Origin of the sequence: Chromobacterium haemolyticum (assembly GCF_009936155.1) — a bacterium.
Taxonomy (GTDB): domain Bacteria; phylum Pseudomonadota; class Gammaproteobacteria; order Burkholderiales; family Chromobacteriaceae; genus Chromobacterium; species Chromobacterium haemolyticum.
In genome coordinates this window covers 4169179-4188327 of sequence record NZ_AP019312.1, presented here as the reverse complement: position 1 = coordinate 4188327, position 19149 = coordinate 4169179, and the positions used below count along the sequence as shown (strand labels likewise).

Here is a 19149-nt window from a genome sequence, read left to right as displayed (position 1 = left end):
TGGGTTTACAGGCCAACGTTGGCGCGGTGCGCGGCTTGGATATCCTTGCCGAAAACCTTGAACACGTCGTTGACGACATCGACTTCCAGCCACTCCTCGCCGTCGACAATCAGCTTGTAGTAGCTGAGGTCGGTTTTAACCTTGAATGAGCCGTTTTCCTTGGCCTTGGCGTCGCCCATGTCCATCTCGTTGTGGCGGCCGCGGACGACGACTTCCACCGCCTGGGCGCTGCCGTCATCCTCCTTTGCGTAGCTGCCCATGAAGCGGATTTGGGCGGCGTCGTGGCGTTCGGCGCCGAAAGTCATGACGATTTCGCGGATGGGTCCGTTATAGGTCTGCTCCAGCTCCAGATCGCCCAGGCCCTTGAGCAGCGCGACGGAGCCGATCATGCCGGCGCCGCGATACTTTTCGGTTTCCATTGTGATCTTGGGCAGCTTAACTTCCAGCGCCTGGCCGATGAAGCCGACGCCGTCGATGAAAACATTGAATTTGCGCAAGGCGCGCGGCAGTGCGATGCCTGACATGGGGTGTCCTTATGCTTTGACCTGGCTGGCGAAGTCCATCAGGTAGTGATCGGTGATGCGCTGGCGCAGGGTGATGTTCTCCGCCGGCGGCACCGGGGTGTAGTCATAGTCGATGGCCAGCTTGCCGGCCTTGAGACTGTCCTTGTCGTTGACCTTGTCGTCGAACCAGCAATCAAAGCCCAGCAGATAGCCCTGGTTGACCAGGCTGCGGCCCTTGGCTTTCAGGCTTTCGATGATGTCGCGCGCCAGGCCTGGGGTCAGCGGTTTGTCGACGGCCCAGAATTGCGCCTCGGCGAAGGTATCGGCCAGCACCTGGGCGGTGCGGGTGTAGCTTTCGAAGGCATACAGCGGGTCCGCGCTGCAGGTGCGCGAGCCCCAGAAGCGGTAGCCGTTCTGGTTGATCAGCGTAGTGACGTCGTTGCTGTTCAGGTAGTCGGCATCGGTGGCGGTGCCTTGCAGATCGAAGTAGACGTCGGCGCTGATGCCGGTGACGCCCTGCACCGGCACGTTGGACAAGGTCTTGTGCCAGCCGACGGTTTCGTCGATGAAGGCGCGCAGGCCCAGCGCGCGAGCGGTGGCGTAGGCGGCGGCCTCTTTGTTGGCGGCGCCGTCCCAGGCGATGAAGTCCGGCCAGATCACCATGGCCTCGCGCTGGCCAAAGTTCTTGCGGTAGGCCACCGCGTCTTCCATGGTTTTGCAGCCGTAGGCGGACAAGTAGGCAAAAGCGCGTATCTGCTGCGCCAGTGCGGCCAACGCCGCCGCCACCGGCTGGCTGTCCAGGCCGGGCGCGCCAAGAATGCGCGGCGACAGGGCAAAGCGGGCTTTGCTGTTCAGCAAGGCCTTGATGCCGGTCTTGCGGCCGTCGGCGCCGGTGGTGCCAATCACCTTGGTGGTGGTTTCCTCTGCGGTTTTGCCGGGTTTGACGCGCACGACGATGACCACCGGTTTGCATTGGTCGGCGATGGCGGCCAGGCTGGGCGCCAGCGTGCCCTTGACGCCAGCCTTGCCGATGACGCGGTCAACGTCGGTGATCAGCACCGGCACGTCTTCCGGGAACGCGACCGGGTCGGCGTCGTCGGAGGTGCAAACCATGCCGATGACGGCGGTGGCGATGGTGCGAATGGGACGGCTGCCTTCGTCGATTTCGACAACGCGGACGCCGTGATGGTAGTCAGTGGCCATGCGGGGCTTCTCCATGCGGGGTTTCCGGCATGGTGGCGCAGCCCGCGCTTAGATGCGACGTCGCTACGTTGTGTCAGCTGCCCGGACAACTTAGAGTGGCAGGCCGATGGTCTGAATTAGAATGTTTTAGGATGCCGCCTGACGCCGCCGGCTTGCTCCAGCATTACTTGGCGGCGGCGGGGGACCGCGAGATTCGCACGTTGTTGCGGCATCTGTCCGGCGTTGCTCATCTTGAGATTCCGCCCCATTTGGTGGGCGGCATGACGCTGGGTTTGCGGAGCTTGCTGGGCGATGCCGCGGCGCGTGAGCAAAATAAATCCCATGCTTTAGGCCAATTGACGGACAGGGAAATTCAGGTTCTTGAGGCGGTGGCTGCTGGTTGTAGCAATTGGCAAGCGGCGGAAGCTTTGGGCATTAGCGAGCGAACCGTGCGGAATCACATTGAAAACATTGGGAGAAAGCTCGGCGTGGGCCGTTCTGACGAGGGCAAAATCACCGTTAGAAAAATCATCCGCCATGTCTATTTTGCGGAGACTATGCGGGACATCGGCGTTTCCGCCGATTAACGGGTGGGAGCCGAGCCTTCACAATCGTCGTTGCAGTACATTAAGCAAGCGAGGTTAAAAATGACTCTAGGCACCGTGACGACTCCACAACAATTAAACCCTTTGATAGGGGACACCTGCCAGGACACACTGGAAAACTTGACCACCTGTCTGAACCGGCTGGGCGAAACGCTGGCGGCCAGCCACGCCGATCCGTCCATCTATTTTTTCACCGCCAGCTGCGCGGCGGCGCTGAAGTTTGAGGCCGGCAGGCTGAGCCAGCGTTAATTCCCATCATCTCAATGAAACAGCCCGGCGCTTGGCCGGGCTTTTTGTTTGGTGTTGACGTTATATCGAGCGCGAAAGGGAATCCAATTCGTCTGCATCCTTGGCCGCTTCAACTGCGGCCAGCTTGCCGCGCATAGCCGCCATTTCCGCATCCACTGCAGCCAGCCGCTTACCGGCCGGCGTCGCCGCAATCTCTGCTGGTGGCACGCCCACCAACAGTGCGTTTAGGGCTTCTCGCGTGGCGCGGTGTTGCTCGGCTTCAAGCTCGTCCATTGTGTCCGTCAGGATTTTGGCCTGCACCGCTTTGAGCGATTCCAGCGGCGGCGGCGGCGGATCAACGGCCAGCGGCTTACCGTCCTCGCCGGCCCGGATCACCTTGCCGGCGGATTGCGCAAACAGCAGGGCTGCATGCTCTTCAGTCGTGATTTCGACGGCGTCGGAGGGGATTGCTTCTCCGTGAATGGCAGGGTCGTAGAAACCAGCAGTAGATTTTGCGTAGTAGAGAAACATTGTTTTCTTCCTTGTCAGTTGCCGATGGCAAACCAACTATATGCAGAGCTCACGAAACTGTTCGTTCCGGCGGCTTTGCCATATGCCGAAAATGATGTCTTCGAAGCTGATGTAACCGCCCCCATCTGGTTGCAACCGGTTCCGTAGTCCGTTGCCATGACAACAAACACCGCATTTGGGAACGCGGTGGGGAATGTGATGGTGTCCCCGTTACCGCTAGCGATATATTGGCGCCCCCATTGAATAATCAGCCCGCCCGGCAGGCGCCGGTAGTCGTTGGGTGCGCCGGAAGATCCGAATGCACCCGTCAGCCCAAGCTGTGCCGTCCGCAAACCCATATGCCACCCGCCGACATCCACGATGAACACTGCAAATGTTCCCGGCTCCATGGAATAGGCATTTGCGCTGTTTGAGTTACCGGCAACAATGATGTCTGCGCCCTGGCGAGCAATCGTCTGAGCGTAATTGGATTCATTCACAAGGGTGATAGTCGCCCCCACTGGCAAACCCGATGCCAGCGGTAGCGCGACCGTACCCGTCGCGCTCGCGTTAATCACTATGAGTTTGCCCGCAAGCGTGGCGTCAACCACCGCAGGCAGCGAGTTCATATAGGCGACACCCGAAAACGTCAGGCCGGCAGCCTTCACCGCGGCCGTTGTTGCGAGTCGGTCGCTGTTGTCAAATTGCGGCGGCGTCGGCGCCGTGGGCTCGCCCCTCAATTGCGCACCGGCAAGCGGCGCCTTGGCGGCCAGCGCTGCCGCCATCGTCGCGGCAAAGTTGGGATCATTGCCCAACGCCGCCGCTAGTTCGTTCAGCGTGTCCAGCACTGCCGGCGCGGACCCCACCAATGACGCCAGCGCCCCGGCTACGAATTCCGCGTTAACAATGCGCTTGTCGCCAGCGCCGGGCGGTGGCGTTTTTACCGTGGGCTCGCCGGGCAGCGCGGCATTCATCGGCAAATCAGCCGATTGCAGCGCGCGGCCGGCAGTGGCGCGGCCCTTCTTGTCAACGGTCAGCACCGGATAAGTGCCGGCCTCCACGCCGGAGTCCGTCAGCGTCAGCGCAGCGCTGACGTTGCCGCCGCCATCGAATTGCACAGACCAACTACCGTCCCCGCTCATTCCGATTTTGCGTGCTGTGCTCAGCTTGTTGGCGTACTCGATGGCCAGCGCACCGGCCACGGCGTCGTCCAGCCGCTTCTTAAGCAGGGCCGTCCGGTTGGTCAACGCCTGAATCGGGATGTTGTCCGGGCAGTCCGGCCCGCCGGTTAGCACCGCGTCTTCGGCAAAATAGGGGACGCGGTCCCAGCTTTCCTTATCGTTCAGATATCCCATCGTGCTCCTCTCTCCTCACACCAGGCCGCGCGAGAACGCGCCATTGCGCTGGCCGTAGCCGTTGCGTGTTAGCGCCGCGTGGCTGAAGTCCAGCGCCACCAGCCGGCAGCGACCGGCGGCGATGTCGTCCAGCAGCGCGCGCGCGGTCCTGGCTTGTTGGTTGGTCAGCAGGCTGTAACAGATGACGCGGTATTCGGCCCAATGCGTGCCGCGCGGCCCGCGCCGGTTGTAGGCTTCGCGCCGACGGCTGCCGTCGCGCCGGTAGCCGCTGCGGCCTTGTTCGATGTCGACTTCACCCAGGCCGAGATCCCGGAACAGCTGGCGCACCGCGGCGACGGTGCCTTTGCGGCGATGCACGGCGACGGAGGAGCGAATCACGGCACGCTGGCGCGCCTCGCTGGCGGCGGCGTTGAAGTCGTCGATGCTGCGCTCCCAGGCCAGCAGCGGCAGCAGCGCCACCGGGCAGCGGGCGCTGTCGGCGATGCCGCGTATCGTCGTGGGGTCGATATCCGGCGTGCAGCTGTCGGCGATGGCAGCCTCCAGCGGGGTGCGATTGCCGGGCAGCAGGCGGCTAGTCATGAAGGGTAATCTCCTCGGCTTTGGGGAATTGGCGCAGCGAGCACAGCACATCGGCTGCCGGCGCGGTGAGCAGCACGCGGCGCACGCCGGCGACATGCAGCGCGGCGTCGATGGCTGAACGCGCGACGGCGGAGCCCAGCCGGCGGCGCGATTCCAACAGGCTGGCCAGCCTCAGTCTGGCGCCGTCCAGCCCGCCGCTGGCGGCCTTGCCGCCCGGCTCCCATTCGATGGCGGCCTCCACGGCAAAGGCCAGCGGCTCGGCTGGCCGCACCTCGACGGTGTCGCAAATCGGCCGCACGGCTTCGTCGTTGAGCGCCTCGGCGACGGTGGCCTGCAGCGCGGCGTCGGGCACGCCGTCGCCGCGACGGTCCATCACGAACACGCGCACGGTGCCGGGCTCCGGCGGCATAGGCAAGGGACTGTTCGGGCCTTCGACGCTGGCGTCCAGCACCTGGCCGCTGGCGCTGAGAGCGTGGAATTTGTAGGCGCCGGCCGGGCCGGCCACGCTGAGGCCTTCCAGCGCCATCTGGCAGCGCCGGCGCAGCGCGGGGTCTTCTTCCCACTCCGCCGGCGTGGGCGGCACGGTGTCCGGGTCGGCCGGCTGCAGCAGCAGCCGCTGCACGCCGTAGTCGGCGGCGCGGTTGTCCAGGTCGGCACCGGCGGCGTAGGCCAGCAGGCTGGCACGGGCGGCTTCATTGATGCGCTGGCGCTGCAGCAGCTCGTTGTAAGCGAACTCTTGCAGCAGCATGGTCAGCGGTTCGCTGTCCAATTGCAGAGCGGCGGCGAGCCCGGCGCGCAGATCCGGCGGCGCGGCCGCCAGCAGCCGGGCCTTGCGGCTTTGGAACAGGGTTTCGAAGTCCAGCGCCTCGATGACGTCCGGCGGCGGCAGTTGGGTCAGGTCTATCATCGCAGGCCAACCGAGAGATTGAGCGCTTGCCCGGCGGCCGGGCCGTCGCGGCGCCGCGCTTCGATGTCGATGGCCAGCGTGCCGGCCTGGCTGCCGGCGCCGATGCGCATGCCCACCCGATGCAGCTCGATGCGTGGCTCATGACGCGCCAGCGCCATCGCAGTGGCGGCCAGGCATTGCATGCGGGTTTTGCCGTTGAGCGGCGCATCGACCAGTTCCGGCAACTGGCTGCCAAACAGCCGGCGCTGGACGCGTTGATACAGCGGTGTGGTCAGCACTTTTTGCACGCACTGGCACAGCTGCGCGTCGTCGACGATGGCGCGGCCGGTGTTGGCGTTGAGTCCGAGGTAGTTCATTGCGGGGCTCCGGTGTTGCCGCCGTGGGTGTCGGGGTGGGTGTGGCCGTCCAGCACCACACCGTTGCTGCTGAGCTGGCCGCCGCTGTGGGTAAGGGTGCCGCTGATGGCGGTGCCGGTGCCGCCGCCAGTGCCGGCCAGGCCGGCTTGATAGCTGAGCAGGCCTTCGCTGGTGGTGGCGCCCTTGACGGTCAGATTGCCGCCGACGGTCAGGTTGCCGCTGGTTTCGGTTTCCGGGCAGCGGATGACGCAACGCACGGCGGCTTGAATGGTGGCGGTCTGGATGCCAGACACGCTGAGTTCGCCGCGGCCATGGTGGTAAGCGAAGCGGGCACCGTCTGGAAACACCCGAACCCATTCCCCCGTGTCCGCGCTGGGCGGCGGCGCGTCGTCGGCATTGAGGCCGAGCAGCACCAGGCCGGCGGTGGTTTCGCCGGACGGGCTCAGGATCAGACATTGTTCGCCCGGTGTCGGCGGATCCCAATCGCAGGTGCCGCCGGCGCGTGCGTGAAACCAGGCCAGCCAGCCGGTCAGCAGGCCGCCGGAGCGGACGCGGACGCGCGGCGGCCTGGCTTGCACGGCGGCGACGGTGCCGGTGCGCAGCAGGTTTTCAAAGCGGGTGATCAGGTCGATGGGGTCCATGCCGGGCAGTGTGCCCGGCATGGCGTGGCTTGTGGCGGGGTGGGTGTTGTGTGGGGAGTGAGCACAACTACGAGGTAGATACTCATTTCCACTGGGGCTTTTAATTGGCTCCTTTGTTTTGATTTGGAGGGCCGTCTTTCTTGACACCATTGCCGAGAATGTTTAGTAGGTCAGGTATGAATTTTTCGGCAAATCCAAAAATGAATGCCCATACAGCCATTTTGCACGTGTCGATATAGCCTGCAAGTTTGAAATAATATGAGTTGTCTGCGATATCTGATATTTTAGGTATTAGATTTTCGGTAATTATTCCTTTGAGCAATCCTGAGCCAAAAATAAAAAGCCCCATGGCACCAAATACTGCTCCACTGGCTAGCGCTAAATAAAGGCTCCATGATCCATCAATGAGAATGGATATGCCGACTCCGGATTTTTGATTGATTTCTTCTTTGGTTTCTACGCCCTGCAAACGTCTTAGTACACTGGTGAATGCCCCCAGTACACCAAATGTTACAGCGATTGCTAATGATTTTATTGGTAGTCCAGTATGGTCTGATATTAATGCTATGAAAAATGGAACCTCTATTAGGAATGCGGCGAGTAGTAGTTTTAAACGTAATCCATCAACGGCTCTTTCCTTTCTGATTGCTCTGTAGAACGAACGTTGCCCATTTATTGCATCGGTTAATAGTTTGTATTTCTTTTTATTGGTTTCATCGTCCGTTTTGTTTTGAAGGTTTTGATGTATAGGTGATTTTTTGAGATGCTTGATTGCATCATTATGTTCTACTCTACTGTTGGGTTTGATTGGGGCTTGGTTTTCGCTTCCTAATGTGCAGTAATCTAAAGAATTTTCCGCATAGTATGCAATCAAATACGGCAATGATTCATGATTGGCTTCATTAATAATTTTTACCTCTAGTTTGAATAGCTCTTCCCATGTAGGCATTGGGTTTAATTCTGTAGTCGAGGCGTCTTGTCTGTGGTCGTGGAATGCGTCATACATCACCTTGACACGGGTGACGTATGCTGTGGCAAGTTTGTGAACTTCAATGCGCTCTCGTTTGATGATGATGTTATTTAGCTTGGCTTCGCTCAAGACTGAAGAAAGCAGTGGAATAGGAGCCCGTAGTAATATGGGTTGGATTGCTTGGTCAAGCGTTTTTGCGAGTACGGTGGTCATTTTTCGGTTCCTTTGATTGTCTCCCTTAATGAATCTGTTGTGTGCTTTGTTTGGTGTATTTATTTGTCGCGCAACGTGTTTTATATTTTCTATTTGTGCGTGATGTGGAGTGGATTTTTATGTGGTTAAACTAGGTTTTTGGGGTTGTAATTAGAAAGAGGCCCGTTAAGATTGACTCTAACCAGTCTTCCTAGGCGTTGGGTGACGGAAGTGTCACGGCCGATGTTTTGGGATTTTGGAAATGTGCGAGAATGTAGAATGGCTTGAATGCCATCCCATTCCTGATGCGCGACAGCCAAGGGGTCCGCTGAAATATCCTTCGGGGGGCTTCCAAAAATAATTGGGCTGGGTAAGGCGCTAAGCTGGCTTTTCATCCACAGAAGGGAGCCGTCAGAAAGGCCACTCTCATTGTTTGAGATGGGGTAGCCGCCGCCTACATCCGCATGTGCACCAGGTAGTAGCACCTGAGTGACGCCGTCTCGATAGTTCCACAGTGTTGGAATGAAGTTTTTTCGCTTTTCATCCAGCGAAATGGCATGAAGGCCATAAGAGACCTTGGTGCTTAAATCAAGATCTGCAAATTGGAATGTGTCAAGCAGTTGATTCGTGTCGTTAAAGGCAGGGATGCCCATGGCTCCCACAGTATCCCAAACTGCAACTGCATATATATTGGTGCTAATGAACTGAATTTGGTTTGCTGTGAGGGCCTGGATTAAGTTTGTAAAACTCATCCCGGCAAACAGCGCATGTAAGGCACTCATGATTGGAGAGTTGTTGTTACGGTTCTGGTATCTATACCAGGCAGTACAGCCTAATTTATAGGCATCTTCTTTAGTGTGATCGCCAGCTAGTAAACCCTGGGAGCAGATCAGGCCTGCGAGTGCACGGGCCGCGTAGGCACCGCGGCTGAATCCTAGAATATATATATTGTCGCCATTATGGTAGTTTCTGGAAATAAAGGTATAGCCGCGGATGATTTGCGTCATCAGGCCATAGCCGGTCATTCCATCCAGCATGCGTGCCAAGAAATTGTCGTCGTCTCCGACGCCATGAATGTATTTTGCAATTTGGGTGACCGAGTTGCCTTGAGTTATTTTTTTTTCATATTCACCATCACTTTGCTCCAGAGGGCCGGAGTTATCTCCGGCTATCCAGTTGTATAGCTTGACCACATTGGTGGCGATTTCTGATTTCAGCTTTCCAGTATTGTCGTTGCCTGCGCCATTCCACGTTCCATCCGCGCAGTAAATGATATTCTTTCCCATTTTGATAGTCCTTATTCGAATGATGTGTTTAAATCTTAGTTTCGAGATTCCTCATTTCAATGCATTTTTTATCGGGACAAATACTTAAGTATTGTGTCGCTAATATCTTCAATATCCGGGGGAGAAAATCCCAGTAATTGGCGTGCAGGGTATTGCGCCATCACGCTGCGGGTTCGGCTGACTCGGTCGCGCAGACCGAGCTGATGCACGCGGGCGATGCGCTGGACCTGGCCGATGAACTCCACCGCGCCGCCGGCCGGGCTGGACTGGGTCTTGAGGTAGCGCGCCAGGCGTAGCTTGGCGAACATCTGACGGCGGATGGCGCCCTTTTTCTTGCGCAGCTGCGGCCGACGCGCTTCAAAGCCGCTGCCGTCCGGGTTTTGCTGCAGACGGATGCGCTGCTGCTGGCTGGCGCGCAGGCGGGTGACGATCTGGCGCGCCAGCGCGCGGCGCTGGGCGGGGCCGAGCTGGGCGAGCAGGCCGGACAGCTTGCTGTCCAACTGGGCGAGGGCGTCCGCCATCAGAACATGCCCGGCGGGTCTTCCGGCTCGCCCAGGTATTCGAAGGCGAAGCCGCCGGCGGCGTCTTTGACCGCCTTGACGCGCTCGCTCAGCTTGACGGTGATTTCGATGTCCTCGGCGCTATGGCTGATGATTTCGCTGCGGTAGCTGAGGCCATCGGCGCGCGCGTCCGGGTTTTGCAGCAGCGGTGGTTCGTTGATGGCGATCCAGTCCAGCAGCGGCAGCAAGATGGATTCGATGCCGCGGCCGTATTCGATGACGACCAGCTTCAGAGTGTAGTGCAGGGTGAAATGCAGTGCGCCGGGGCGGATGGCCAGCTGGCCGTCCTCGGTCCACATGGTCAGCCGGTCCGGGTTGTGACGCAGCTCGGGCAGCGCGGCCTCCAGCGCGGCGCGCAGGGTGTGCGGCTTGTTCATCTTTCCGCCCATTGCTGGCAGGGCACGCAGCGGGTGCAGCCGGGGACGATGCGCTGGCGTGCGGCGGGAATGGGTTCGCCGCAGTCCTCGCAGTGGCTGAGGCTGTCGCCGGCGGCGCGGGCGCCGGCGAAGTGGGCGTCGATGGCGGCGTCGCGCTGCAGCTGCTCCAGCGCCTGGGCGCGGTCGTAAAAGTCAGTCATGGTCTTGGCATTCGATGGTGGCGTTGACTTTGGCGGCGCAGACTTCAAGCGCCTGCCGCTGCAGTTGCAGCGCCTGGGCCAGCTGGCGGTTGGTGGCCGGCGCCGTCGGCGGCAGCTGGCAACGGGTCAACGGCGCGCAGCGCGGGCTGCTCAGCACCGTGGGCGCCGGCGGCGGCGTAGTCGAGCAGGCGGGCAATGTCAGCAGGGATAGCCACATCGCCCCAAGCGAGAGTTTCCGGGGTGGCATTGAAGGCTTGCTCCAGTTTGGCCGCGTTGGCGGCGTGTTTGCGGGCGAGGGTTTCCAGCCGCTCGGTCAGCTGACGCACGGCGGTGGCCTGGGCGCGGGCATCCTGCTCTTGCTGGCGTAGCTGCGCGGCCTGCTGGCGGTGGGCGGCTTCCAGCTGCGCGTAGGCGGCGATCCGTTCCCGCGCCGCCGCTTGCTGTTGCTGGATGACGCGGTACTGCAGCCACAGGCCGAGCCCGCCGAGCAGCGCGGCGAGCAGGGCCAGGGCGGCGGCGTAGCGCTTGACGAGGTCGGCAAGCATCAGCGCACTTCCTTGGGCAGTTCGAAGTGGGGAAACTCGCGGAATGGCGCGCCGGGGCGGCCGTACCAGTTGAGGCCCAGCTCCATGCCGATGCGGCCGGCAATCTGCCAGTGCGGGTGCGCGGCGCTCCATTCCGGCTTGCCGTTCACTTTTGGCACGATGTCGAAGGCGCGAGCCGCCGGCTTGCCGCCAAGCGTGGCGTTGTGGGCGGACTGACCGGCGCGGGCGTTGGTGACTTTGGCACCGGGGGCGGTGCGGCCCTGGGCATAGAGCTGGCCTTGCTCTTGACCGCTGCGCCAGGTGCAGGTGATCAGGATGTCGAGGCCGGCTGCCTGGCAACGCTCCAGGAACTGGCGGCACAGCGGCTGCAGCGCCGGGTGCAGGTCTTCAATGCGACGGCTGGGCATGGCGGTTTCCTCCCTCAGATCCACTTTTCTTTGCGCAACAGGATGGCCAGCCAGGACTGGCGGTTGTCGGTGGTGCGGAACAGCTCCACCACATTGCCGCGCACCGCCAGCAGCGCCAGCAGCAAGGCCAGGTGCAGCACCAGCTGCGGCAGGCGGCTATCCAGGCCGAACAGCTCGAACACGCCGACGCTGCCGGCGGCGACGGCGAGCAGGTAGGCGAACAGGCCGGCGCGCGGCCGGTGAGTGGCGCCGCCGCGGGCGAACAGCAGCAGGCGGGCGGCGATTAGCAGGCAAACCAGGGCGGTGGCGGTGGGCAGGGTCATTTCTCTTTCCCTTTGAGCAGGCGTAGCTTTTGGAAAAACTCCGGGTTGTCGGCGGCGCTGATCAGGCTCAGCAGCGCCTTGACGGCGAGGGCAGAGGCGATCAGCGCGCCGACGCCGTTGCTGACTTCCACAGGTTCCGGCAGCAGCCAGTCAACGAAGGTGGCGACGCCGCGGGCGGCAATCAGGCCGGCCACGAAGCTGAGCACGAAGAAAACCGCCTTTTTGCCGACGCCGATGTCGCTGGAGCTGATGACGAAGACGGCGCCGCCGGCGAAGGCGCCGAGCACGACGGCGGCGTCGACGCCGGGAATCAGGGTCAGCAGCGCGGCGGCGGCGAGCGCTCCGGCGGTGGTGGTGGTGCTGATGGGTTCTGCCATGTTTAGTCCCACAGGTTGATTAAGGTTTTGACGGGTTCCGCGTCGGCGGCGTCCAGCTCCGGCAGTTGCACCGCCAGGCCCATGGGCAGCGTTGGGCCGTGGTCCGCCAGCCCGGGGTTGGCGGCCAGGATGGCTTCCACCACGCCGGCGGTTTTGCCGTAGTGCCGCCAGGCGATGGCGTCGACGCTGTCATGCTGCTGGGCGCGAACGGTGCGCATCAGATCAGGTCCACGGTGGCGCGGCCCTTGCTCTGGATGTCGCTGATGGCCCAGCGCGCGTCGCGGCGCAGGTCGTCGGCGGCCAGGTCCAGCTCTTCGGCGCGGCGCCGGCCCTCGGCGGTGCTGTCGAAGCCGCGAAAACGTTCGTTCAGCGCGGCGGCGGCGGTGGCGTAAATGGCGCGGCGCCAGTGACTCAAGTGGACGGGCTCGCCGTCGATGTCTTCGCCGGCCACATCGGCCAGCCGCTGGACGCCGGCGGCCTGCTGGCGCTGGCGCCACTCGCTCAGCTCGGCGTTGACGCTGGCGATGGCGACCACCAGTTCATGGCGCAGCCGTTCGTCGGTGACGGTGCCGTCCAGGCGCATCACGGCGCGGGCGTGGGCCGGGTCAATCTCCGGCCAGAACGCGCCGGCGCGGATGGGCTTGGCCAGCGGGCTGTTGGGCGCCGGGGCGGCGGTGGAGGGGATGATCATGGGCTGCTGTCCTTGGTGTGACGGTGGAGGGGGCTTCGGCTGTGGGCTGGCGCCCGGCGTCCACCCCCTGCCGTCAGTCGCGCGGGGTCGCTCGGTTACGCCTGTCCGCCTGTGGGCGGCTGGGCGTTGTTCTTGATGGCGCGTTCAATGCGCTCAATATCTTTTTTCACGCCGACGCTGTCATACAGCTGCTGAGCACGGCGCAAATGCTCCAGTGCGCCGGCCGGGTCACTTTCGGCGAGCGCAAGGCCGATTTCTTTGAGCAGCTTGGCGCGCGCGGCATCCGGGATGTCATGCCCCTTGGTCAGCTCGTTGGTGTAGACGAGGATGCCGACATCAAATGGCTTCTTGCCATCTCTGGCGACCTTGGCGGCGATGGCGAACTGATCGACAACAGCCGTGGCCGGCGTGCGCGTGAATTGGTCCGGCAGCGGCAGATCATGGCGGAGCACGTACTCAGCGATGTCCAGGGCAGTGCTGAAGCAGCCGGCGTCGATGCTCCACATCATGACGGTGGTGACCACATCGTCAGGCCGCCCACTATCCGATTGCAGCGCGCCTTCCACCCAAGGCAGGTAGTCCGGCAGCACCTGGCGTTTGACCTCTGCCTTGCGTTCCATGGAGTGCACCAGTTTGAGCTGGCGGCGATCTTCCGCCAGCTTGACCAGCATCAGCTCGTAGGCGGAGCAATTGACCGGGCCTTCGTCGCCGGTCAAGGCCGAAGCCTTGGCGGCGCTGGCCCGCTGGAAGTGGGCGCGGGCGTGGCTCATGCCGCTTTAACCGGCTCGATGTTTTCCACCAGGCAACCGGCCTCGTAGCGTTCCACCACGTAGGCTTCGTTGTTGCTCTCGTAGTTGGCGGCTTGGTTGTAATCAGGCTCTTCGCGCAGATGACGGCGGCGGCTGCCGTTCTGGTAGTAGATGGACAAGTTCGACAGCGGGGTGATCAACATCGCGCCAGCCGGGAAGAACGGGACGGTGACGGCCGGCAGTCCGCCGACGCGCTTCTGGCTGATGACCATGTCCGCCGCCATTTGCTCGGACGGCGGGTTGTCTTGGTTGACGATGGGGAAGTATTTGTCATGCAGCAGGTCGCGGCCCAGGATGACCACCAGCCCAGGATTGCCGGCCAGGGTCGGGTCGATCAGACCGGCGACGGCATCCATCACCAACGCGTCCAGGTTGGCGTAGTCGCCGCCCTTGTCGGACTTACCGATCACCACTTTGCCGGAACCTTTTTTGACTTCGGCCATTACGCGTTCCGATGCTTTCTCGCGGTAGTGCTGCAGCCAGCCCTTGTTAACGTCCTGCAGCAGCGGATTTTTAGCGCGGTCGGTTTGTTCGGCCACGCTGACGCCGTTAAAGCCGATCATCATGCGGTCCAGCGCTTGCTGCTTGATGATGACGTCGCGCAGCTTGGTCTGGAAATCCGGGAACTTGGCCCACGCGTCGAGCTGAACATAGGGCAGCGCGGTGTCGAACTCGGTGAACTCACAGCGATACTTGTGGCTGTTCATGTCCGTCAGATTGCGCGGGCGGCGCGGGTTGTTTGGCGTGACCTTGGTGCGGCCGGCAATGGTGCCGAATACGCCCAGGCCCAGCTTTTCGCCTTCCAGTTCATCGACGCCGACAATGTTGATGCGGGACAGGAATTCGCTGGATTCCTGAAGCCGAGTCTCCAGCTTTTGCTGGATCGACGGCTGGACGCTGAAGGATTTTTCGACGGCGCTGGCGCTGACGCCGTTCAGCTTGGCGATTTGCTCGATCAGCTGGGTGAACACATTGCGGGTATTGGTCTTCATTCGGTTTGGCTCCGTGATAGGTGAGGGCTGATCAGCAGTCGGTGACGTGTTCGACGTCGCCGCCGGTGGCGGGGGGACGCGCCGGGTTGGCTGGCTCTTTGCTCAGCCTGACGACCAGAGCCTCATGCTCAGCCTTGCCTGCGGCGACTTGCTCGCTGAGCGTCTTGAACTCGGCAGCGGTCGGCATGCCCCTGAATTGCTCCAGCAGCTCGCCCTGACTCTCTGCAATGGTTTGGACGGCGGCGGACAGCTCGGCGGTGTCGGCGCTTTGACGTTTGGTGAACTTGCCAATCAAGCCCTTGATCTTGTCGTTGAAACCGGCCAGCGCGCTGGTGCCGTCTTCTTCAAGCTCCAGGGTGAATTCGACGGCTTCGGTGAACAGATTGCCGGGGCTGAGCTTGCGGCCGGCCAGCGGGTTTTTGCGCTGGGTGGCACTGAACTTCAGCATTTCGCAACCCAGGCTGGCCGGGTCGTCGGTGACAGCCAGGCCCACCAGATAGGCTTCGCCGGTGCCGGCAAAATCCGTATCCACTTCGATGGACGCGAATATCTTCTGGCGCGCCTTGTTCATCGCCACCAGATCCTCGGTCGGGTCGAGAACGACGAACAGCCCCAACTTTTCGTCTTCAACCTTTTCCGCGCCCACCTCTAGAACGTCGCCATAGCGCTTGAACGGGCCATCGGGCAGCAAGCCCTTGAAGTGCTCCAAGTTGACGCGGGCGGCGTACTTTTTCGGGTTGTAGTTGGCGGCCATCTGCTCGATCCAGCTGCGTTCGATAATGCGGCCGTCGGTGGTCGCGCCCTCGGTGGCGACACGGAATTTCTTTGCCTTGCTTGCCATGGTTTGCTGTCCTCGGTCGGGTATGGGTCGTGGCGATGCGCCCATATTCCGGCGGTGAGGCCGTGCCGTCATCGACATGTCGTTGTGTCACGCCGCAGGACAACCGGCATGGCGGGATTTAGCCGGGAGCGCTCTGCACACTCGCGGCATGACAAGCACTTTTCCCATTCCCGACGATCTGGACCCGCGTCGCCTGGCCAAGCATCTGTACTTTCAGGGCTGGCGGGTGGCGCGCATTGCGGAGACGCTGAAACAGAAGCCGGCGACCATCCATAGCTGGAAGCGGCGCGACCAGTGGGACGACACCACGCCACTGGAGCGAGTGGATTGCGCGCTGGAAACGCGCATGATTCAGCTGATCAGCCTGCCGACGAAGGGAAACAGCGAATACAAGGAGCTGGACGCCCTCGGCCGGCAGATGGAGCGGCTGGAGCGAGTGCGACGCTTTCGCGACGGCGGCAACGCGGCGGACCTCAACCCAAAGGTTGCGAACCGCAACGCAGCGCCGAAGCGCCAGCCGGTCAAGAACGCGATCAGCGAGGAACAGGCAGCCCAGCTTAAGGCCGCTTTTCTGGAGCGGATGTTTGGCTACCAGAAACACTGGCACAGAGCCGGCCTGGCGGAGCGCGACCGCGTTATTTTGAAGTCGCGGCAGATTGGGGCTACTTATTATTTCGCCCATGAGGCGCTGATTGACGCCATCGAAACCGGCCGGAATCAGATTTTCCTGTCGGCCTCGAAAAGCCAGGCGCTGCTGTTCCGCAACTACATCGTGAAGTTCGCCGCCCAGGTGGCGGACGTGGAACTAAAAGGCGAGACGATTATCTTGCCCAACGGCGCGGAAATGGCATTCCTGGGGACCAACTCACGCACCGCGCAGGGCTATCACGGCAACCTGTATTTGGACGAGTTTTTCTGGATTCCGCGCTATCGCCAATTGAGGGACTTGGCGGGCGCTATCGCCTCGCAGTCCCGATACCGCAGCACTTACTTTTCCACGCCATCCACCATGACGCATGAGGCGTACAAGTGGTGGACCGGCGACGAGTTCAACCAGGGCAGGCCAAAGGCCGAGCAAGTACAAATCGACGTCAGCCACGGTGCGTTGCAAGGTGGCGCGCGCGGCGGTGATGGCTTGTGGCGCCAGATTGTGACGATTGAGGATGCCCAGGCCAGTGGCTGCAACCTGTTCAACATCGAATATTTGCGCCGCAAGAACACGCCGGACGTTTTCGCCCAGCTCTACCTGTGCCAATTCATCGACGACGGTGCATCGGTGTTCAGCTTCAACCTGATGCAGCGGGCCATGGTGGATAGCCTTGAAGAGTGGGGCGGTGATTGGAAGCCCTTCACCTTGAGACCGTTCGGCAATCGCCCGGTGTGGCTGGGCTATGACCCGGCCAAGAGCGGCGACAAATCGGCGCTGGTGGTGCTGGCGCCGCCGGCCGTCCCCGGCGGCAAGTTCCGCATTCTTGAGCGCCACCAGTTCCAGGGCGCGGACTATGAGGCGCAGGCCAAATTCATCAAGGACACCTGCGACCGCTTCCATGTGGCGTTCATTGGTATCGACACGACAGGGCTTGGGTCTGCGGTTTATCAACTGGTGCAGAAGTTCCGGCCGGATGCCGTTGCATTTGAATACAACGTCGAGCTGAAAACCAAGATGGTGCTGAAAGCGATGAACGTGCTTGGCAATGGCCGACTGGAGTACGACGCCGGCCATACCGATATCGCCGCCAGCTTCATGTCCATCAAGAAAGTCCTGACACCGTCCGGCCGCCAGGCGACATACCAGGCCGGACGCTCCGAAGAAACCAGTCACGCGGATCTCGCGTGGGCCACAATGCACGCCCTTTTCAACGAGCCGCTTGAAGGCGCGACCACCACCAATTCCAGCCTCATGGAGATTTTCTAATGCGTAACCGTTATCGCCTTCTTCCCCACACGCCACCGCCGCATCTTGGCACGCCGGCAGCCTCCGGCGACAGCGGCTCGCCGCTTGCGTTTACTTTTGGCGAGCCGGTGCCGATGTTGGATCGGCGCGAGATCATGGACTATCTGCAGTGCACGGGCAATGACCATTGGTATGAACCGCCCATCAGTTGGGATGGCCTGGCGCGTAGCCTGCGCGCCAATGTCCACCATGCCAGCGCGCTGACGGTAAAGCGCAATGTGCTGGTCAGCACCTTCAAGCCGCATCGGCTGCTGAGCCGGTCGGCGTTTTCGGCCTGGCTGATGGATTATCTGGTTTTCGGCAATGCTTACCTGCAGGCCATCACCAACAGGCTGGGCGGAGTGATGGAACTGAAGCCGGCGCGCGCCAAGTATGTGCGACGCGCCAAAGACCTGCGCGGATTCTGGTGGGTGCCGGGATACGATCAAGAGCAGCTGCTTGCCGGCCAGGTGATGCACTTGATGGATGCCGACATCAATCAGGAGGTGTATGGACTGCCGGAATATCTGGCCGCGCTGCAATCGGCATGGCTCAACGAATCGGCGACGCTGTTCCGCCGCAAGTACTACCTAAACGGCTCGCACGCCGGCTTCATCTTGCATCTATCCGACACCGCCCACAACGAGAAAGACATTGACGCCATGCGCCAGGCGCTGAAGGACAGCAAGGGGCCGGGCAACTTCAAAAACCTTTTCCTCTACACGCCGAATGGCAAGAAGGACGGAGTCCAAGTTATCCCGCTTGCCGAGGTGGCTGCGAAGGATGAGTTTTTCAACATCAAGAGCGTGACGCGCGACGACGTGCTGGCCTCACATCGGGTTCCGCCCCAACTACTTGGCATCATGCCTGGCAACGTCGGTGGCTTCGGCGATGCGCCTAAGGCGGCTGGCGTGTTCTACGAAAATGAAATCCGCCCATTGCAGCTGCGGCTGCAAGAGGCCAATGATTGGGCTCACAACGCGCTAGGACTTCGCGAGGATATTATTCAGTTCCGCGAGTATGCACTGGCCACAGTCTCAGGCTGACGCCAGCCCTCTCGATCCAGCAGCCCCGCGGAAGCGGGGCTTTTTGTTGTAAGTAGTACAGTCTGCCGGTTCCAGACCGCAAAGAACCCCCATCAGCACCCGGCGCGCGCTATCGAAGCCCCGCCTCGCCCCCGCACTAAATAGGTCGGGATTTATGCACCTGCATAGATGCCCTGCAAACGCTCCAGGCGCGGCGCTCCGGTAGGCTGGCGGGTTGGTTTGTTCATGCGTTTTCATGCGCGCTATGCATGCAATCGCAGCAAGCGCAAAGGCTTTCAGCAGAGGCCACGGCCCTGGCCGAATGTGATGCACAAAATGCCATATATAAGGAATGGTGGGGCGCTGGAAAATATGTGCGATAGTTGTGCGAATTCCGAAGCCGCGGCAAGCCGTTCAAGGCCGGCGGCGATTGGAGTGATGCACACCGGAAGCCCTTTACTTGCTTGGCTTTCCTTGGCTTGGCGTGGTTTTCAACGGCTTGAAGCTGGCGGAAGAGAACAGGAGTCGAACCTGCCCGGGACCGCTGGCGGCCCCATCTGATTTTGAAGACCAGCCGCCCCACCGGGGACGAGTCTCTTCCAGAGTGTGAACGGACTATTGGCCCGCTGGCGTCAAGCCGACGCCAGCGGGCATTATATCGCGGAATCGCGATAAGCCAATTTTATGCCTTATAAATAAAATGAATTTCTAGACAGAGCCTCATGCCATTAGAATGGATGGCCCGCTGCAATGCG

At 61.3% G+C, this 19149-nt stretch carries 26 protein-coding genes and 1 tRNA gene; 4 read left to right on the top strand and 23 right to left on the bottom strand.

Annotated features, from left to right (window positions below):
• Positions 1–5: 5 nt before the first annotated feature.
• Together GYH29_RS19215 and GYH29_RS19210 are read right to left on the bottom strand one after the other, a co-directional pair.
• Entirely contained in the window at positions 6–524 is a 519-nt protein-coding gene (locus GYH29_RS19215; RefSeq protein WP_198001603.1) for a phage major tail tube protein, read from the bottom strand.
• 9 nt (positions 525–533) lie between these two features.
• Positions 534–1706 carry a phage tail sheath protein gene (locus tag GYH29_RS19210; RefSeq protein WP_043591416.1) on the bottom strand — a complete coding sequence of 391 codons (1173 nt, stop codon included), beginning with the start codon at positions 1704–1706 and terminating at the stop codon, positions 534–536.
• Between the two features lie 131 nt (positions 1707–1837).
• Between GYH29_RS19210 and GYH29_RS19205 the strand changes: the two genes are divergently transcribed.
• A complete protein-coding gene (locus GYH29_RS19205) occupies positions 1838–2272 on the top strand; it encodes a helix-turn-helix transcriptional regulator (protein WP_043591248.1) in 435 nt (144 codons plus the stop codon).
• A 60-nt stretch (positions 2273–2332) separates the two neighbouring features.
• Positions 2333–2539, top strand: a complete 207-nt coding sequence (locus GYH29_RS19200) for a hypothetical protein (protein ID WP_152596902.1) — start codon at positions 2333–2335, stop codon at positions 2537–2539.
• Positions 2540–2599: 60 nt separating this feature from the next.
• On the opposite strand, the gene GYH29_RS19195 is transcribed toward GYH29_RS19200, so the two are convergent.
• The 20 genes from GYH29_RS19195 to GYH29_RS19100 all read right to left on the bottom strand — a co-directional run bounded on the left by GYH29_RS19195 (position 2600) and on the right by GYH29_RS19100 (position 15436).
• Positions 2600–3049 carry a hypothetical protein gene (locus GYH29_RS19195; protein WP_052052026.1) on the bottom strand — a complete coding sequence of 150 codons (450 nt, stop codon included), beginning with the start codon at positions 3047–3049 and terminating at the stop codon, positions 2600–2602.
• A gap of 14 nt (positions 3050–3063) precedes the next feature.
• A complete protein-coding gene (locus GYH29_RS19190) occupies positions 3064–4383 on the bottom strand; it encodes a gp53-like domain-containing protein (protein ID WP_052052025.1) in 1320 nt (439 codons plus the stop codon).
• A 15-nt stretch (positions 4384–4398) separates the two neighbouring features.
• A complete protein-coding gene (locus GYH29_RS19185; protein WP_043591247.1) occupies positions 4399–4962 on the bottom strand; it encodes a phage tail protein I in 564 nt (187 codons plus the stop codon).
• Positions 4955–5869: a baseplate assembly protein gene (locus GYH29_RS19180; protein WP_043591245.1), complete on the bottom strand. Its 915-nt coding sequence runs from the start codon at positions 5867–5869 to the stop codon at positions 4955–4957. The genes GYH29_RS19185 and GYH29_RS19180 overlap by 8 nt, the downstream gene beginning before the upstream one ends.
• A complete protein-coding gene (locus GYH29_RS19175) occupies positions 5866–6225 on the bottom strand; it encodes a GPW/gp25 family protein (protein ID WP_043591243.1) in 360 nt (119 codons plus the stop codon). The genes GYH29_RS19180 and GYH29_RS19175 overlap by 4 nt, the downstream gene beginning before the upstream one ends.
• Entirely contained in the window at positions 6222–6887 is a 666-nt protein-coding gene (locus GYH29_RS19170) for a phage baseplate assembly protein V (RefSeq protein WP_052052024.1), read from the bottom strand. Before GYH29_RS19170 ends, GYH29_RS19175 begins: the two co-directional genes overlap by 4 nt.
• A gap of 79 nt (positions 6888–6966) precedes the next feature.
• Positions 6967–8049, bottom strand: a complete 1083-nt coding sequence (locus GYH29_RS19165) for a hypothetical protein (protein WP_152596901.1) — start codon at positions 8047–8049, stop codon at positions 6967–6969.
• A gap of 125 nt (positions 8050–8174) precedes the next feature.
• The gene (locus GYH29_RS19160; RefSeq protein WP_052052023.1) at positions 8175–9314 is read right to left on the bottom strand and encodes a DUF2235 domain-containing protein; all 1140 of its coding nucleotides are present in this window, start codon (positions 9312–9314) and stop codon (positions 8175–8177) included.
• A 68-nt stretch (positions 9315–9382) separates the two neighbouring features.
• Positions 9383–9835, bottom strand: a complete 453-nt coding sequence (locus tag GYH29_RS19155) for a phage virion morphogenesis protein (RefSeq protein ID WP_043591241.1) — start codon at positions 9833–9835, stop codon at positions 9383–9385.
• Positions 9835–10251 carry a phage tail protein gene (locus tag GYH29_RS19150; RefSeq protein WP_043591238.1) on the bottom strand — a complete coding sequence of 139 codons (417 nt, stop codon included), beginning with the start codon at positions 10249–10251 and terminating at the stop codon, positions 9835–9837. Before GYH29_RS19150 ends, GYH29_RS19155 begins: the two co-directional genes overlap by 1 nt.
• Positions 10248–10451: a TraR/DksA family transcriptional regulator gene (locus tag GYH29_RS19145; protein WP_043591235.1), complete on the bottom strand. Its 204-nt coding sequence runs from the start codon at positions 10449–10451 to the stop codon at positions 10248–10250. Before GYH29_RS19145 ends, GYH29_RS19150 begins: the two co-directional genes overlap by 4 nt.
• Entirely contained in the window at positions 10444–10668 is a 225-nt protein-coding gene (gene lysC / locus GYH29_RS25185) for an Rz1-like lysis system protein LysC (RefSeq protein WP_408610197.1), read from the bottom strand. Before lysC ends, GYH29_RS19145 begins: the two co-directional genes overlap by 8 nt.
• A gap of 327 nt (positions 10669–10995) precedes the next feature.
• A complete protein-coding gene (locus GYH29_RS19135; protein ID WP_043591230.1) occupies positions 10996–11403 on the bottom strand; it encodes a M15 family metallopeptidase in 408 nt (135 codons plus the stop codon).
• A gap of 14 nt (positions 11404–11417) precedes the next feature.
• Positions 11418–11726, bottom strand: coding sequence for a phage holin family protein (locus GYH29_RS19130; protein WP_043591227.1), 309 nt, complete (start codon positions 11724–11726; stop codon positions 11418–11420).
• On the bottom strand, positions 11723–12103 hold the full coding sequence (locus GYH29_RS19125; RefSeq protein WP_043591226.1) for a putative holin: 381 nt from the start codon (positions 12101–12103) through the stop codon (positions 11723–11725). The genes GYH29_RS19130 and GYH29_RS19125 overlap by 4 nt, the downstream gene beginning before the upstream one ends.
• Before the next feature lie 2 nt (positions 12104–12105).
• The gene (locus GYH29_RS19120) at positions 12106–12321 is read right to left on the bottom strand and encodes a tail protein X (RefSeq protein ID WP_043591224.1); all 216 of its coding nucleotides are present in this window, start codon (positions 12319–12321) and stop codon (positions 12106–12108) included.
• Positions 12321–12794 (bottom strand): head completion/stabilization protein, encoded by a 474-nt coding sequence (locus tag GYH29_RS19115; RefSeq protein WP_043591222.1) that lies wholly within the window; start codon positions 12792–12794, stop codon positions 12321–12323. Before GYH29_RS19115 ends, GYH29_RS19120 begins: the two co-directional genes overlap by 1 nt.
• Positions 12795–12889: 95 nt before the next feature.
• A complete protein-coding gene (gene gpM / locus GYH29_RS19110; RefSeq protein WP_043591221.1) occupies positions 12890–13564 on the bottom strand; it encodes a phage terminase small subunit in 675 nt (224 codons plus the stop codon).
• Positions 13561–14595 (bottom strand): phage major capsid protein, P2 family, encoded by a 1035-nt coding sequence (locus GYH29_RS19105; protein ID WP_043591220.1) that lies wholly within the window; start codon positions 14593–14595, stop codon positions 13561–13563. The genes gpM and GYH29_RS19105 overlap by 4 nt, the downstream gene beginning before the upstream one ends.
• Before the next feature lie 31 nt (positions 14596–14626).
• Positions 14627–15436 carry a GPO family capsid scaffolding protein gene (locus tag GYH29_RS19100; RefSeq protein ID WP_043591219.1) on the bottom strand — a complete coding sequence of 270 codons (810 nt, stop codon included), beginning with the start codon at positions 15434–15436 and terminating at the stop codon, positions 14627–14629.
• 148 nt (positions 15437–15584) lie between these two features.
• Between GYH29_RS19100 and GYH29_RS19095 the strand changes: the two genes are divergently transcribed.
• Together GYH29_RS19095 and GYH29_RS19090 are read left to right on the top strand one after the other, a co-directional pair.
• On the top strand, positions 15585–17351 hold the full coding sequence (locus GYH29_RS19095; RefSeq protein WP_043591216.1) for a terminase large subunit domain-containing protein: 1767 nt from the start codon (positions 15585–15587) through the stop codon (positions 17349–17351).
• Entirely contained in the window at positions 17351–18415 is a 1065-nt protein-coding gene (locus GYH29_RS19090) for a phage portal protein (protein WP_052052022.1), read from the top strand. Before GYH29_RS19095 ends, GYH29_RS19090 begins: the two co-directional genes overlap by 1 nt.
• Positions 18416–18900: 485 nt before the next feature.
• Here the strand turns inward: GYH29_RS19090 and GYH29_RS19085 are convergent.
• A tRNA-Sec gene (locus GYH29_RS19085) sits at positions 18901–18995 on the bottom strand.
• Positions 18996–19149 lie beyond the last annotated feature (154 nt).